Here is a 15,515-nt window from a genome sequence, read left to right as displayed (position 1 = left end):
CGCGGAGCTCGGGGCCGTCGCCGGCGACGCCGACCCGGACGCGGTGGAATCGTTCGGGGAGTACGCCGAGCGCGTCGGCGTCGCCTTCCAGATGCGCGACGACGTGTTGGACGCCACCGCCGACGCCGGCGATCTCGGGAAACCGACGGGTCAGGACGCCGAGATGGACCGGCCGTCGGTGTTACAGGTGACTTCGCTGACGCCCGAGGAGATCAACGCTCGGGCACGGGAGCAGTCCGACCTCGCGCTCGAAGCGCTCGAAGACGCGGATCCACCCGAGACGGAGGCGATCGAGTACCTCCGGGACCTCGCCGAGTTCGTCGTCGTTCGGGAGCGGTGACGGTTCGGCGTGGGTGAACGCTCTGTACGGTTTCTAATCGCGTTGTTATTCGGATCCGATAGGATACACGCCTGTTATCATTTGGGATCTCGGATCTCTCTGGGTCTGATACCTCCATATCACATAGGCATCGGGATTCGATCCGAACGATCTACGGACGATCCGTCATCTCGGAAGAGGTACCAACAACTATATATGATCGATCGGCAAATGATGCCACTATGTCGCAAGGCTCACGCTTCGACCTGCGCCGACGAGACGTCCTGAAAGCCACCGGCGTTGCCGGTGTTTCCATGGCCGGGCTCGCCGGTTGTCTCGGCGAAGAGGGACCGGACGAACTCACGATCACGCTGACGCAGTTCCCCGACACGATCGATCCGCTCGATCACATCACTGGTGACTATTTCGACGTGTTAGACCACATCTACGAACCGCTATTCGACTTCGAGCCCGGGGAGGGGATCTTCCCGCGGGTGGTCGAGGACACGGAGATCCTCGGCGGTGGAACGACCGAGCTCCAGCTCCGCGACGATGTCGTGTTCCACAACGGCGATGAGATGACCGCAGAGGACGTGGCGTGGACGATCAACCGGACCGTCGACAACGACATCGGTGTCGCCAGCGACATCGGCGCGTTCGGGCTCGGCTCGATCACCGGTGCCGAGGCGATGGACGACACGACCTTGGAAGTGTACTACAACGGCGCGCCCGGCCTCGCCGAGTTCGAGTTCGGGAACTACGCCCGCGCGATGAACCGCGATTGGTCGATCGAGAACCACGACGCCGACCAGGAGGGCGAGTCGGTCTCCGGTGCGGACCCCGAAGACTTCAATGGGACCGGCCCCTACGAGGTCGTCGACTTTACCTCCGGTGAGGAGATCGTCTTGGAACGCTTCGACGACTACTGGGGCGAGGAGCCGCCGTTCGAACGCGTCGTCTTCAACGCTGATGGCGAGTCCAGCGGTCGGGTCAGCTCGCTCGAAACCGGTGAGACTGACCTGACGATCAACATTCTCCCCGAGGACGTCAACACGGTACAGAACGCCGACGACGTCGAGATCCGGCGGGTGACCAGCTTCCGGAACATCTTCCTGCCGATGAAGAACACCGTCGAACCGTTCGACAGCCAGGAGTTCCGGCAGGCGATGAACTACGCGGTCGACAACGCGGGGATCGTCGACTCCGTGCTCAGCGGGTTCGGCGAGGCGCGGGGCCAGCCGGTCGCCCCCGGGATCAACGGCTTCAACCCCGACATCGAGCCGTACGAACAGGACATCGGAATGGCCGAAAGCCTCGTTGAGGACAGCGGCTACGGTGGGATCGAGATCGAGCTCACCGTTCCGCAGGGACGGTACCTCAACGACGCCGCGGTCGGTGAGACCGCGGCCGACCAGATCGACCAGCTCGACAACGTCGACTGTGACGTGAACATCGTCGACTTCGGGGTCGTCTCCGACGCGAACTCTGCGGGCATCGACCCCGACGTGATCGAGATCCCGTTCTACATGATCGGCTGGGGGACGATCACGGGCGACACCGACTATGGTGTTCAAGGCTTCTTCAGTCAGGAGGCGGAGACGCGAACGTTCGACGACGAGGAGCTCAGCGACGCGATCCTGGCGAGTCAGGCGATCGAAGACCCGGACGAGCGTCGCGAACAGCTCGAGGAGGTCAACCGGATCGCCCACGAGAAGGCCCCATTCGTCTTCTTGCACACGCAGGAGAGCATCTACGGCGTCCGCGAGGACATCCAGTGGGACCCCCGCGAGGACGAGACCGTGTACGTCTGGGGGATGAACCAGTAAGATCCGGACCCCGAACGCGGCGGCACGGTGGTCGTGTCGAAAGCTAATTATCGCGGGGCGGGTTTCGAGGACACATCGAGATGTCGACTGTGAAGTTCCTCCTCCGGCGGACCCTACAGGCGGTGTTCGTCGTCTGGGGTGTCGTGACAATTATGTTCGGCCTCCGGGCAGTCTCGCCCGGCGATCCGGCGACGCTGATGCTCGGTGAAGGAGCAACGGCCGAGACGATCGCCCGGGTGCGGGCACAGGAAGGTCTCGACCAGCCGATCCACGTCCAGTACCTCGATTACGTTCAGGGGCTGCTCGTCGGCGACTTCGGCTACTCCTGGCGGTCGAACCGGGAAGTCGAGGCGATGGTAATAGAACGGATCCCTGCTACGCTCGAGCTGGCGATCGCAGCAACTATGGTCGCGCTCGTTATCGCGATCCCGCTCGGTGTGGTCTCGGCGACACGCCGGAACCAGCCGTCGGACTACGGGGCGACGTTGTTCTCGCTTTTAGGGATCAGCACGCCGAACTTCTGGCTCGGCCTGATGTTGATCCTGCTTTTCGGCGTCTGGATCGGGATCCTCCCGACCGGTCGCCGCCCCGTCGGCCTTGGCGAGGCGATCTGGACGCTCGTCGCGTTCGGCTCCGTCGGCGACCTCCTCGCGTGGCTCCGGCATATCACGTTACCGGCGCTCACGCTTGGGACGTACTTCACCGCGCTCATCACACGACTGACCCGCAGCGGAATGGTCGACGAGCTCGGGAAACCGTACGTGACGGCGACTCGCGCGAAGGGGTTACCGGCGGTCCTCGTGCGGTACAAACACGTCCTCAGAAACACGATGATCCCGATCCTCACCGTGTTGGGGCTTCAGATGGGGACGCTCATGGGCGGGGCGGTGATCACCGAGACGGTGTTCAACTGGCCGGGACTCGGGCTCCGGCTGATAGACGCGCTCGACGCCCGTGACTGGCCGCTGATGCAGGGGATCATCGTGTTCATCGCGGTCGCGTTCGTGACGATCAACATCGGCGTCGACGCGCTGTACTCCTCTCTCGACCCGCGGGTGAGCGACGAATGATCTCCGACAGGATAACCTCGAACCTCCGACGGACGTTCCGTGAGAGCCTCCTCCCGAAGATCGGGATGGTGCTGCTCGTAAGCATCGTGCTGATGGCCGTGTTCGCGCCGTTGCTGGCGACACACGACCCGACACGAACCGGATACTACGACGAAGGTGGCAACGCGTACCCGCCGATCGGATTCGACTACACCACACAGGTGGCCGTCGACGGCGAGATACGGGAAGTGGAGGTGACGTCGGAGTCCGCACACGTCCTCGGAACGAACAACGTTGGTCAGGACGTCTACTCGCGGTTCGTGTACGGGGCCCGGATCTCGCTGCTGGTCGGCTTCTCGGCCACGCTGATAGCGATGCTTATCGGCGTGCCGATCGGGTTGATCGCGGGGTACTACGGCGGCCGCGTCGACGACGCGCTGATGCGCGTGGCGGACACGATGTTGGCGTTCCCGGCGCTCGTGCTCGCACTGGCGTTGATCGGGGTGTTCGGCGAGTCCCCGGTGTACGTCCCCGACCCGATCGTGGCACTCGGCCTCGCCGACGGGATGCCGGAGTCGATACCGATACCGGGGACCGTCACGATCGTCGCCGCGCTCGTGATCTGGGTGTGGTTCGCCCGCGTCGCTCGCGGGGAGGCGCTCTCGCTACGCAACGAGGAGTACGTCAAAGCAGCCAAGAGCTTCGGGACGAAGGACCGTGACATCTTGCTCGGACACATCCTTCCCAACAGTATCACGCCGATCATCGTGCTCGGGACGATCCAGGTGGCGGTGATCATCTTGCTCGAGGCGTCGTTGGCGTACCTCGGGTTCTCCGGGACGACGCTCTCTTGGGGGTACGAGATCGAGCGGGGACAGGACATCCTCCGAACCCGCCCGTGGGTCTCAACACTCCCCGGTATCGGTATCGTACTGACGGTGATCGCCGTAAACCTCCTCGGCGACTGGTTCCGCGACGCGCTGGACCCGAACATGGACGAGGGACAGCGGGGTGTCTGAGATGTCCGAAGACGTCCTCCGTGTCGAGGGGCTCTCGACCCGCTTTTTCACCGGTGAAGGACAGGTAAACGCCGTCGAAGACGTCTCGTTCCGCGTGCGGGAAGGCGAGGTGTTCGGGATCGTCGGCGAGTCGGGGTCGGGAAAAAGCGTCACCGGCCTCTCGCTCGTCGACCTCGTCGAGTCCCCGGGCGAGGTGACGAGCGGGAAGCTGTGGTACCGCGACGCTGAGCTGGCGGCGGACCTCCAGCAGGAGTTTCCGGCGGCCGTCGACGGAGACTATGTCGATCTCCGCGGCGTCCCCGAAGCGGTCCGGACATCGCTGCGTGGCACGAGCTTCAGCATGATCTTCCAAGACCCGGAGAGCAGTTTCAACCCGAGCCTGACCGTCGGCGAACAGATCGCCGAGGCGGTTGAGGTGCAGCAGCGTGCGAGCTCGCGACCGCGGTCGACCCGGGCGCGAACCGACTCGTCGGAGTACTCGCTAGGCTCGCTGATCCTCTCGTTCGCGCTTCCCTCTCGGCGGTACATCAGCGAGGAGAGCCGGGAGCGCGCGGTCGAGCTGCTGGAGATGGTGGGGATCCCGGATCCCGTCGAGCGCGCGGACGAGTACCCGCACGAGTACTCCGGCGGGATGCTCCAGCGCGCGATGATCGCTCAGGCGCTCGCTGGCGAACCCGACGTGTTGGTGGCTGACGAGCCGACGACCGCGCTTGACGTCACGATCCAAGCGCAGGTGCTCGATCTGTTGTCCGATCTTCAGAAAGAGACCGGGATGACCGTTCTGATTATCACGCACAACCTCGGCGTGATCGCCCGAATGTGTGATCGCGTTGGGGTGATGTACGCGGGTGAGATCGTCGAACGCGGGAGTCTCGCGGACGTATTCCGCGACAACGTCCACCCATACACGGCGGGGCTTCTGGGCTCCGTACCGGACCTCGAGAGCGTCGGCGGGTCGCTCGACCCGGTGCCCGGAAACGTGCCGAGTCTCCTCGATCACGAGATGGCGGACCGGTGTTACTTCGCCGATCGCTGTCCGAAGGCGATGGAGGCGTGTCTGGAGCGCCCGCACCCGAGAGCGGTCGACGACGACGGTGATCACCTCGTGAACTGCGTGCTCGGGGAGGTCTCCTACGGGGACAGCCCGCCGCTCCCGGACGAGTACTTCGACGACGACGGTGACGGGTCTTCAGGGGCGGCTACGGACGACGGTGAGGGAGGGAAGACGGCCGAGGAGTCCGTCTCGACCGATGGGGGTGAGTCGCGATGACCGACGCCGTCCTCAGCGTCGAGGGGCTTCGCAAGTACTTCTGGGAGCGGGACTCGATCGTGGATCGGCTGCTTGGAAACGACCCGGTTGCGGTCCGTGCGGTTGACGGGCTCACGTTCGATGTGCGGCGGGGTGAAACGCTCGGGCTCGTCGGCGAGTCCGGCTGCGGGAAATCGACGACCGGCGAGACCGTGCTGGGGCTCCAAGAGCCGACTGAGGGTCGCGTCGAGTTCGAGGGGAGAAACGTGTACGACCTCTCCGGGGAGGCGCTCAACGAGTTCCACCGGGAGGCGCAGATCGTCTTTCAGGACCCGTTCTCCAGTCTCGATCCCCGAAAGACGATCGGGAAGTCGGTTCAGCAGCCGCTCGATGTCCACGACGTGGGATCGAAGGCCGACCGGGAAGCGCGGGTCCGTGACTTGCTGGAACGCGTCGGGCTCTCCGGCGCACAGTACGACCGGTATCCACACGAGTTCTCCGGCGGGCAGCGCCAGCGCGTCGCCATCGCACGGGCGCTCGCTTTGGAGCCGGAGTTCGTCGTGCTTGACGAACCCACGAGCGCGCTGGACGTGAGCGTTCAGGCACAGATACTCAACCTCTTGAACGACCTCCAAGACGAGCTGAACCTGACGTACCTGCTCATCTCACACGACCTTTCAGTAATCAGACATATATGTGATCGGGTCGCAGTGATGTATCTCGGGGAGATCGTCGAGATCGGGGAGACGGCCGACCTGTTCGAGTCGCCGCGACACCCGTACACCGAGGCGCTGCTGGAGAGCGTTCCTCGAGCGTCGCTCGCCGAACAGGACCGAAGCGTCGATATCCTCTCCGGCGACGTACCATCCCCGCGAAATCCGCCGAGCGGTTGCCGGTTCCGTACTCGATGTCCGGAGGTGATCCCGCCGGACGGGATGGCTATCGATCAGGCAGCGTATCGGGAGGTGATGGACCTCAGACGGGTGCTCGAAACGCGGAGCCTCAGCGTCACGAAGGTGTGGGACCGCGCGGGCTACGAGACACCACCGGACCGGATCGACGACGACGCGGTCGAGGCGTTCGTCGAGGCCGCCTTCGAGCGGTTCTTCGATCACTCCGTGCCGACGGCCCAGCGTAGTTCCATCGAAGACGCGCTCGCTGCCGTCGCACGCGACGAGTGGGAGTCGGCGTCGCTACACGATGCGTTCGAGAGCGTCTGTGAGCGGGACAACCCCGAGCTCGACAGCTCCGGACATCGAGTCGCCTGCCACCTCGAGTGTCGATAGCCCGTCCGAACGGGACGCACGCCGCCGGTCGAATCCACACGAATGTACAACCCGTGTCCGGCACACTTCGATATATTCATACTTGTGCGATCACGATCATCTTCATGAACCGCGCAGAGAAGGCGGCCCTCCAGTTACGCGCCGTCGCCGTGTTGCGAAGCCTCAAGGAGACGCGAACGTACGAGGAGCTCTCGGCGGTTACCGGGCTCCCGGCGGGGGACCTCAACCGCTACGTGAACGGACACGTGTTACCCGGCACCGACCGCGCCCGTGAGGTGGTCGCGGACGTGGGTCGCGACGCGCTCGCGGACGAGCTCGTCGCCCGGGTGAACTTCGACGACGAGGGGTACGTCGATAACTCCGGTGTCGTCTTCGATCAGCCGTTCTTGGATCTCGTCGCGCCCGTCGCCGCCGAGACGTTCGCGTTCGAGACGCCCGACGTCGTGCTCACCGCCGCGACGGACGGGATCTCGCTCGGCGCGGCGATGGCCTCCTTCTTCGACGCACGGCTGGCGTACGCGAAGAAGTCGAAGGAGACCGCCGTCGAGGAGTTCATCGAGTCGCGCCAGCGGCTCGCCTCCGGTATCGAGCTCACCTACTACCTCCCGGCGAGCGCGATCGACGCGGGCGACACCGTTCTCGTCGTCGACGACCTGATCCGGTCGGGCGAGACGCAGGAACTGCTCCTGGATATCGCGCTCCAGGCAGATGCGGATGTCGGCGGCGTGTTCACGCTCATCGCCGTCGGCGACGAGGGGATGGCGCGCGCTCGCGAGATCACGGACGCACCCGTCGGCGCGCTGACGACGTTCGAATAACCACGTTCTCGCAATATCCGCGCCCTTCTCCGCCTGTTTGACCCAGTACTGATACACACATATGTATATGCTGGCGGTAGCGGTCAGCAAGGCTTATTACTCGATACCGTGGTACCTGTACCCGTTCAATGGGGCTCACAGACACGCTGGCTGCGCGGTTCGACGTGACGGAGTACGGTTCCGACGTACGGACGGAGCTGATCGCGGGGATCACGACGTTCCTCGCGATGTCGTACATCATCGTGGTGAACCCGGCTATCCTCTCACAGGCGATCGTCATCGAGGGGTACGAACAGATACAGGTGTTCCAGATGATCGCCATCGCGACGATCCTCGCTTCCGTCGTCGCCACCGTCGTGATGGCGCTGTACGCGAACCGCCCGTTCGGGTTAGCGCCGGGCATGGGGCTCAACGCCTTCTTCGCGTTCACGGTGGTTCTCGGGTTGGGGATCCCGTGGCAGACCGCGCTCGCGGCCGTCTTCGTCGAGGGGATCCTCTTCATCGCGCTCACCGCGGTCGGGGCGCGCGAGTACGTCATCAACCTGTTCCCGAAGCCGGTGAAGTACGCCGTCGGGGCCGGTATCGGCGCGTTCCTGCTGTTCATCGGTCTCCAGGAGATGCAGGTGATCGTCGGCTACGAGGGGACGCTCGTCGAGCTCGGCGACGTCGTCGCGACGCCCGGCGCGCTTCTCGGCGTTCTCGGCGTGTTGTTCACGCTCGTCCTGTGGGCACGCGGCGTTACCGGCTCGATCGTTATCGGCATCCTGACGACGGCGACCGCCGGCTGGCTGGCCGCGATCGCTGGCGTCGTCGCGCCCGCCGCCGTCGTCGATGAGGGGCTCTACGGGACGTTCGCGGAGCAGGGGGTGATAGGCGGGCTGCTGACGCTCGTCACCACCGTCCAGTTCGACTTCACGCCGCTCGCCGGCGCGTTCCTCGACGGGCTCGCCGACATCGACCCGGTGACGTTCACCTTGGTCGTGTTCACGTTCTTCTTCGTCGACTTCTTCGACACGGCGGGTACGCTCATCGGCGTCTCACAGTTCGGCGACTTCCTCGATGACGACGGCGAGCTCCCCGACATGGACGAGCCGCTGATGGCCGACGCCGTCGGTACCACCGTTGGCGCGATGCTTGGTACGTCCACGGTGACGACGTACATCGAATCGTCGACCGGTATCGAGGAGGGTGGCCGCACCGGCCTCACGGCGCTCGTCGTCGCCGCCTGCTTCCTGCTCGCGATCCCGTTCGTTGCGATCGTCCCGCTGTTGCCGGATTACGCCTCGTTCCTGGCACTCGTGGTCGTCGGCGTGATCATGTTCCAGGGAGTCACCGACATCGACTGGAGTCACCCTGCGTGGACGGTGTCGGCCTCGCTCACCATCCTCGTGATGCCGCTGACGTACTCCATCGCCGACGGGCTCGCGGCAGGGATCGTCACGTTCCCGATCATCAAAGCCGCCATGGGCGAAACCGACGATGTCCACCCGGGACAGTGGGTACTTGCCGCCCTGCTCGTCGCCTACTACGCGCTCCAGACGGGCGGGTTCGTCTTCTAAACGGACCCGGGGCAGGCGCTTTTTACCCGCCCGCCGCCACCCGGTCGTATGGAGGAGTGGGAGTCGGTCCGCGCGTGGAAGCTCCGGGAGCTGCCGGATCCCCCACGGCTCACCATCACCCAGCTGTTCTCGAAGCTTTCACAGAACGGTCCCCGATCGTATCGCTCGTCACAGCCCTCTTGGGAAACCAAAGCGAGGGTCCGGCTCCGCGACAAGTTCAAGTGCGCGCTGTGTCCGGCGGGACGGATCGAAACCGTCGGCGGCGCGAGTGTCTGGCGCGCCCGTGACGGTCGGACCCGCCGTCGACCGTCCGGCAAGTCGACGCAGGGGACCGCCGCCCGGGTCTTGGAGGTCCACCACGTCGTGCCGCGCGCCAACGGCGGCACGAACGACCTCTCGAATTTGATTACCCTGTGTCCGGACTGTCACGAGGACGTTCACGACCGGCGAGCGGACCGGATCCCGCGCGAGGAGACGCGTCCCGCGCTCGGAACGCGGCCCTGAGTCGGGCGGCGTGGTGTCCACGACTGAGGTCGTAGGGTTCTCGCCCGTCCCGTACAACCGACCCCGGAGTGGCGTGCTCCGGATTCATTTATAAACGTGAGGCTCCGGACGGTGGCGACGAACGCTACCGATCCGGTGGTGGTCAGCTACGAGCAAACGATCGGGGCGTCGGAGCCGTTTGCCGGCGTCGGCCACTTATATACTACCTGGCGATGAGGCAGAATACGTCTCAAGATCTAACTCGTCGGATCTCAGATCGAGCTGGCCACATAAACAGAAAAATCCAGCTGAGTTTCTCATTCTATAGAAAAATCAGATCCTCTGTAGAACTGAGATTGGTAAATATGGGACTGTGAATGCTTCTGCTCCACCGCTCCAGCTAGATTAATTCCTGAACCAGTGGTGGGTGTCTCTTTCCGGACTCCCATCGATCCGTGGGATCCACACACCACTTTTGCAAGTGAACCGTAGCGACGGTATCGCAGTTAGGCGGTCGAACTGTCGTACATCTCTTCGAATGCTTGCTCACCACGAATCAACTCGTCGACACCGTCGGTGAGGGTCACCTCGCCGAATACGGTGGCTCGATAGTACGTGTACAGGCCGTCCTGTCCGCGCTCCGTGCGCTGGCGTTTCTCGACGAGGCCGACGCCGACGAGCTTGTTGAGGTGGTAGTGGAGCGTACTGTCGTCGATGTCGAGTGCGGCCTCGAGTTCTTTCGGACTCATCTCGCCGACGTGAACGAGTCGATAGAGGACCTCATACCGGGTGCGGTGGCCGACAGCGGCGTGCATATCGAGGTATTCGTCGAGGCTGAGAATGCTCTCCTCGGGCAGCAGGTCCGCCGGATCGTCCGGGGCGTCGCCGCTAACCGTTCGCGTTTGATCCGTCGCCATCGTACGACACGCTACGCGTCGGAAGCGCTTAGTCGTTGTCAAGCCGAGAGTTCTCAAAAATACTGCCTTTTATATACTTTTGCTGAATAGAGGCGACCATGACTGTCGAAATCACGCGCGAGTTGATCGCCGACCGGCTCGGACGTGTGACGTACGATCGGTTTTTATTCTATCTGATGGGGCCGTATAAATCGTTCAATCTCAACTACGTCCTCAGCGAGGAGGACCGCCGCGAGATCGACGTCGACGATCTTCCTGGGCCGTTACGTCGGCTCTTTCGAAACAAGGACGACATCAACGCGGCACAGGCACTCTTGCGACGTGTGCAAGGGGAGCTTCGAACCGATCCGGGAGTGAATGCGTTTCTCGCGCTTGACGTCGACATTGACACGGACGACGTGGATGCGGTGACCCAGAGCATCGAGTACGCACGGTGTAGCAACGCAACCGCGTTCGTGGTGCCGTTTCTCGGTCACAACTTCGGCGTCGGCGAAGAGGCTGGCAGTGTTCTCGAAACCCTCGCGGCAACCCACGGTGACCGGTTGATCTTCGTCCACGAGGATGACGTGACGAGTGCAATGATCCGGTCGGCGTCCGTTCGGTGGGATTTACGCGTTGAAACCTACGAGACTGAGGCCGACCTCGTGGCCAAACTACGGCGGTTCGCTGGCGGAATCATGCATCGCGAACGACGGGGAGAACTCGATCGGCTGAACTGAAACGATGGGGTACCGCCCAGGCCTTCGTGGCACCCTCGCATTATTTGTATAACCAACTCGATCTAAGATCCGACGAATTAGACCTTGAGACGTATTCTGCCCCATCGCCACGCTATGAGAACACTTCACCCCACCGCCGACATTCAGCAAAAAAGCCGTCTCGACGAGGGAACGGTCATCACAATCGCCGGGGACGCTGCTGGATATCTCGGTGTCGAATAGTGGACCTCGATCGTTCGGTATTCGGGACAGCCAGAGTCCCGGACGTGACCGACTCGTCCCCTGTATCGAGCACGGAGCTCGTATCAGCTCTGATGGGTTCAAACGGAGCCGTCTGTATGTACGTCCCTGCCCGTGGCTCTCCGAGTCAACCGCCGCGGTGTCGGTGATCATTGATAAACTGCCGTCGGCAGCGCCGCCTCGATACCCCTGACCCGCGAGTGAGCACCCGCCGTATCGACCCGAACGCTCGTGCGTTCCGGGTACACCGACGGCCGCACATCTTTACCCGTCTACCTCGTACTCTCGGTCGATGGCAGATTTACAACTCTACGAACTCCCCGGCTGTCCGTACTGTGCGAAAGTGAAGGATACGCTCGCCGAGCTCGACCTCGAGTACGAGTCGATCGAAGTCCCGCGCTCACACGGTGAGCGGACCGAAGTCGAGGAGGTAAGCGGACAGACGGGCGTTCCCGTTCTCGTCGACGAGGCGAACGGGATCGACGGCATGTCCGAGAGCGACGACATCGTCGCGTACCTCCAGAAGACGTACGGGAACGCGAGCTAGGCACGGTGGCGGTCGCGCGACCGCTCGGTCGCGCGCCCACACGACCGCCGAGGCGTCGTCACCGAACCGCAACCCACGAGCCTATTTATCAATCGACGACGACGACCCCCACGTGCGACTCGTTCACCGCCATGGGCCGTCGGACGACCGCGAGGAAGACCGTCTCGCCGCCGACGTCGACGTCGCCCGCTCGACGCTCGAACAGGCCCGCGGGCTGATGTTCCGTCGGTCGATACCGGACGACTACGCGCTCGTGTTCCCGTTCGACGACGCCGACACGCGGTGGCTCCACATGCTGTTCGTTCCCTTCGCCATCGACGCGGTGTGGCTCGTCGACGAGGAGGTGACGGCGACGAAACGACTCGCCCCGTTCGTCGGGCTCGGGCGAGGACGCGCCGATACGATCGTCGAACTCCCTGCGGGCGCGGCCGAAGGCGTCGCCGTCGGCGACGAGGTCGTGCTCCGCGAGTGAGGCCGTCGGCGACGAGGTTGCCCTCCCCGATCGAGGTCGCCGGCGGAGACCACCCTGGGAGTGTCAGCCGGCGTTCGGCGTCCGGAGGCTGAGCTCGATCCGAGTCCCGCCGCCCTTGCTGTCGGTGATGTCGAGGGAGCCGCCACCGGCGGTGACGACCCAGTTCACCAACCAGAGGCCGAGCCCGCTCGCGTGTTCGAGCGGGGTCTCGTCGCCGGTGAGCACCGCCCGCTCCGCCGGCGGGATCCCGGGGCCGTCGTCGGCAACGACGAGCGACATCCACGACTCGCTGGGGAGCTCGGCCGCCGAGACGTGCACTCGCGGCTGATCCGCGTCGTTGTGTCGGATCGCGTTGTCGACGAGCTCGGCGAGCGCGTCCGACAGCTGGTCCACGGCGGACACGGTCAACTCGGGGGACACGTCCGTTTCGATCTCGGCGTGTTCACACAGCCCGTCCGGGACCGCGCCCAGCGCGTCGGATACCACCGAGGAAACCGGTACGGGCCCGGGCGTCGGCCGTTCTGCGAGGAGGCGCTCGACCTTTCGCGCGGTTTCACCGAGGTGCAACAGTCGCCCCGCCGTGTCGATCACCCGATCCAGCTGGGCGAGGGTGTCGGGATCCTCGATCGACCGTTTGGCCTGTCGGGTGAACCCCATTACCACGTTGAGCTCGTTGCGGAAGTTGTGTCTGAGCACACGGGTCAGCACTGCAAGCCGTTCCTGACGCAGCGCGGCGTCCGTGAGATCCTCGCCGACGCCGACAGCGCCGACCGTCGAGCCGTCGACATCGACCACTGGCCCCATCGTCACCCGATAGGGAGTGCGCTCGCCGGAGCGCGTCAACAACCTCGCGGTCCGTTCGACGACCTCGCCGTCGGCGTACACCGCCGCGAGGCCGTCCGAGACGGTGTTCCGGCTCGTGTCGTCGAACAAGTCGGAGAGCGCCTGCCCGCCGAGCGTCTCGGCTTCGTACCCGGTGTCGGCCACCAGTCGATCGTTCCAACGGGTTATCGTCCCGCCCAAACCACACCGAAACAGCGCCATGGGAACCGTCGAGGCGACGGCGTCGAGCGTTCGCGCTCGCTCGTGTGCGGCCTGTTCTATCCGGACCTGGTCGGTGGCGTCGACGAGCGAGACCACGAGCCACTCGCGGTCGGCGACCGCCGTCGTGTGGGCCCGAACGACGAGCCGGCGTCGTTTCTCGTCGGTCCGCGTCTCCCACTGGAACTCCCGGGTCACGTCGGACTCGACGACCGACTCGAAGGCCGCATCGACGGGGTCGCCGTCTACGGTCGTCGAACTCCCGATGTCGGTGAGTCCCATCAGCGTGAGCGTCGACCGGTCCCGTCCGAGCAACGCGGCCGCCGGTCCGTTCGCCGCGTGGATCGCCTTCGTCTCGGGGTCGGCGGCCAGCGTCGCGGTCGGCACCGATGCGACGAAGGCGCGTGCGGCCTCGACAGACTCGTCCGTCGTCTCGTCGCCGAACCCCGCCGCCGACTGCTCCGGGCTCTGTGTACTGTCTTCGAACGCTGGATCGCTCGCGTCGGCTCCCCCGTTGTCGACGGTGTCGCCCCTCTCGTTCCTGTCACGATCCATTAGTCGTCGTATCGAACCTTCCCCGGACGTATATGTCTGTATCCCCGATTATCAGTCGGCGCTCGCCTGCCAGTCGCGAACGGTGTCGGGGCCGACGCCGTCGACGGCGTCGGCGAGCTCGTCCGGATCGGCGGATTTCAGCGCCTCGACGCCGTCGATACCGGCACCCTGCAGCTTTTCGGCCGTCTTCTCGCCGATCCCCTCGACCGTCTCCAGTTCCGATCCCTCCTGGCGGGCCTGGAACTCGCGGTAGTTACAGATCGGACAGCCGAGCTCCCACGGCTCGTCGCCGGAGTGGATCCGGAGATGTGGAAGCCCGTGCTCCTCGCAGCTCTCGTCCGTCACCTCGATCTCGCCGCGACGCGGGAGCGGCAGCGAGTAGTCGCAGTCGGGGTAGCGGGTGCAGCCGACCAGCCGCGAGCCGGACCGGAGCTGTTTGATCGCGAGTTCGCCGCCGCCGTCGGCGGTTTCACCGTCACCGTCGCGCGGCGACGCCGTGCCCTCCCCACACTCCGGACACGCGCCGATCACCTCGTCGTCCGCCTCGTCGGCCTCGTCCGCCTTGCACCGGGGACAGCCGTGAACGAACGTCTTCCGGCCCGCCAGCATCTTCACGTGGTGGAGGTCGTGCTCCTCACAGGTCTCGTCGAGCAGAAGGGGCTTGCCAGTGGAGGGGAGCGGCAGCGTGAACTCACAGCTCGGGTAGCCGTCGCAGCCGACGAAGTACGACCCGCCACGCGCCTGTCGGACGAGGAGGTCCGAGCCGCACTCCGGGCAGGGCCCGAGCGTCTTGTCCGCCTTCAGCGATGTCTGGAGCTGGTCGCCGATCGCCTCGCGCGACTCGGTGAGCTCGTCGAACACCCGTTCGAGCAGCTCGCGGGAGGCTTCCGTCACCTCGTCGTACCCCTTCTCGCCGGCGGCGATCGCCTGCATGTCGCGTTCGAGCTGGGCGGTCATCTCCTCGCTGACGACGTGGTCGGCGAACGTCTCCGCCGCCTCGACGACCGACTCCGCGAGCCGCGTCGGCCGCGGCGGGTCGCTCTCGATGTAGCCGCGGTCGTACAGCTTCTCCAGGGTCCGGTGGCGGGTCGCCTTCGTGCCGACGCCGCGCTTTTCCATCTCCTCGATGAGCCGCGATTGGCCGTACCGACGTGGCGGCTGCGTCTCCTTCGCGTCCGTCCGCCGGCCGGACAGCGAGAGCGTCTCGCCGACCTCGACGTCGGGCACGATCCGCTCGTCGCTGGAGCGGTACGGGTACACCTCGTGGTACCCCGGCTCCAGCAGCCGCTTCCCGTTCGCCTTCAGTCGGAGCCCCCCGTCGGCCGCGAGCGAGGGGGTTCCCTCGGCCTGCTCCGGCTCCCGTAACGCCGCCGTCGGGTCGGCCTCGCGGGCGATCGCGGTGGCGTCCCCGTTCGC

15 protein-coding genes are annotated in these 15,515 nt (G+C 64.8%); 12 read left to right on the top strand and 3 right to left on the bottom strand.

All coding sequences use genetic code 11. The features are described 5' to 3' along the window. The 9 genes from ACFQEU_RS04815 to ACFQEU_RS04775 all read left to right on the top strand — a co-directional run. The coding region (locus ACFQEU_RS04815; RefSeq protein ID WP_379779812.1) for a polyprenyl synthetase family protein at positions 1-340 on the top strand (340 nt) is incomplete at its 5' end. Positions 341-561: 221 nt separating this feature from the next. Continuing rightward, on the top strand, positions 562-2,145 hold the full coding sequence (locus ACFQEU_RS04810; protein ID WP_379779810.1) for an ABC transporter substrate-binding protein: 1,584 nt from the start codon (positions 562-564) through the stop codon (positions 2,143-2,145). A gap of 80 nt (positions 2,146-2,225) precedes the next feature. Next, the gene (locus tag ACFQEU_RS04805) at positions 2,226-3,215 is read left to right on the top strand and encodes an ABC transporter permease (protein WP_379779808.1); all 990 of its coding nucleotides are present in this window, start codon (positions 2,226-2,228) and stop codon (positions 3,213-3,215) included. After that, entirely contained in the window at positions 3,212-4,213 is a 1,002-nt protein-coding gene (locus ACFQEU_RS04800; protein WP_379779806.1) for an ABC transporter permease, read from the top strand. The genes ACFQEU_RS04805 and ACFQEU_RS04800 overlap by 4 nt, the downstream gene beginning before the upstream one ends. Position 4,214: 1 nt before the next feature. Next, on the top strand, positions 4,215-5,483 hold the full coding sequence (locus ACFQEU_RS04795) for an ABC transporter ATP-binding protein (RefSeq protein WP_379779804.1): 1,269 nt from the start codon (positions 4,215-4,217) through the stop codon (positions 5,481-5,483). Next, complete coding sequence (locus ACFQEU_RS04790) at positions 5,480-6,748, top strand: ABC transporter ATP-binding protein (RefSeq protein WP_379779801.1); 1,269 nt, start codon at positions 5,480-5,482, stop codon at positions 6,746-6,748. Before ACFQEU_RS04795 ends, ACFQEU_RS04790 begins: the two co-directional genes overlap by 4 nt. 104 nt (positions 6,749-6,852) lie before the next feature. Further along, positions 6,853-7,566: a phosphoribosyltransferase family protein gene (locus ACFQEU_RS04785; protein WP_379779799.1), complete on the top strand. Its 714-nt coding sequence runs from the start codon at positions 6,853-6,855 to the stop codon at positions 7,564-7,566. 128 nt (positions 7,567-7,694) lie between these two features. Next, positions 7,695-9,125 carry an NCS2 family permease gene (locus ACFQEU_RS04780; protein ID WP_379779797.1) on the top strand — a complete coding sequence of 477 codons (1,431 nt, stop codon included), beginning with the start codon at positions 7,695-7,697 and terminating at the stop codon, positions 9,123-9,125. A gap of 48 nt (positions 9,126-9,173) precedes the next feature. Further along, positions 9,174-9,629 (top strand): HNH endonuclease, encoded by a 456-nt coding sequence (locus ACFQEU_RS04775; protein ID WP_379779795.1) that lies wholly within the window; start codon positions 9,174-9,176, stop codon positions 9,627-9,629. A 485-nt stretch (positions 9,630-10,114) separates the two neighbouring features. Here the strand turns inward: ACFQEU_RS04775 and ACFQEU_RS04770 are convergent, their stop codons facing one another. Continuing rightward, positions 10,115-10,525: a helix-turn-helix domain-containing protein gene (locus ACFQEU_RS04770; protein WP_379779793.1), complete on the bottom strand. Its 411-nt coding sequence runs from the start codon at positions 10,523-10,525 to the stop codon at positions 10,115-10,117. A 98-nt stretch (positions 10,526-10,623) separates the two neighbouring features. Between ACFQEU_RS04770 and ACFQEU_RS04765 the strand changes: the two genes are divergently transcribed. The 3 genes from ACFQEU_RS04765 to ACFQEU_RS04755 all read left to right on the top strand — a co-directional run bounded on the left by ACFQEU_RS04765 (position 10,624) and on the right by ACFQEU_RS04755 (position 12,503). Next, on the top strand, positions 10,624-11,244 hold the full coding sequence (locus ACFQEU_RS04765) for a DUF7509 family protein (RefSeq protein WP_379779791.1): 621 nt from the start codon (positions 10,624-10,626) through the stop codon (positions 11,242-11,244). Between the two features lie 532 nt (positions 11,245-11,776). Further along, positions 11,777-12,031 carry a glutathione S-transferase N-terminal domain-containing protein gene (locus ACFQEU_RS04760; protein ID WP_379779789.1) on the top strand — a complete coding sequence of 85 codons (255 nt, stop codon included), beginning with the start codon at positions 11,777-11,779 and terminating at the stop codon, positions 12,029-12,031. A 112-nt stretch (positions 12,032-12,143) separates the two neighbouring features. Continuing rightward, the gene (locus ACFQEU_RS04755; protein ID WP_379779787.1) at positions 12,144-12,503 is read left to right on the top strand and encodes a DUF192 domain-containing protein; all 360 of its coding nucleotides are present in this window, start codon (positions 12,144-12,146) and stop codon (positions 12,501-12,503) included. A gap of 63 nt (positions 12,504-12,566) precedes the next feature. On the opposite strand, the gene ACFQEU_RS04750 is transcribed toward ACFQEU_RS04755, so the two are convergent. Together ACFQEU_RS04750 and ACFQEU_RS04745 are read right to left on the bottom strand one after the other, a co-directional pair. Then, on the bottom strand, positions 12,567-14,099 hold the full coding sequence (locus ACFQEU_RS04750) for a PAS domain-containing protein (protein WP_379779785.1): 1,533 nt from the start codon (positions 14,097-14,099) through the stop codon (positions 12,567-12,569). Between the two features lie 51 nt (positions 14,100-14,150). Then, a partial coding sequence (locus ACFQEU_RS04745; protein WP_379779783.1) for a DNA topoisomerase occupies positions 14,151-15,515 on the bottom strand: 1,365 nt, incomplete at its 5' end.

The organism is Halorubrum tibetense (assembly GCF_042661865.1).
In the GTDB taxonomy this organism is placed as follows: Archaea; Halobacteriota; Halobacteria; order Halobacteriales; family Haloferacaceae; genus Halorubrum; species Halorubrum tibetense.
This window is presented reverse-complemented; position numbering and strand designations above follow the sequence as displayed.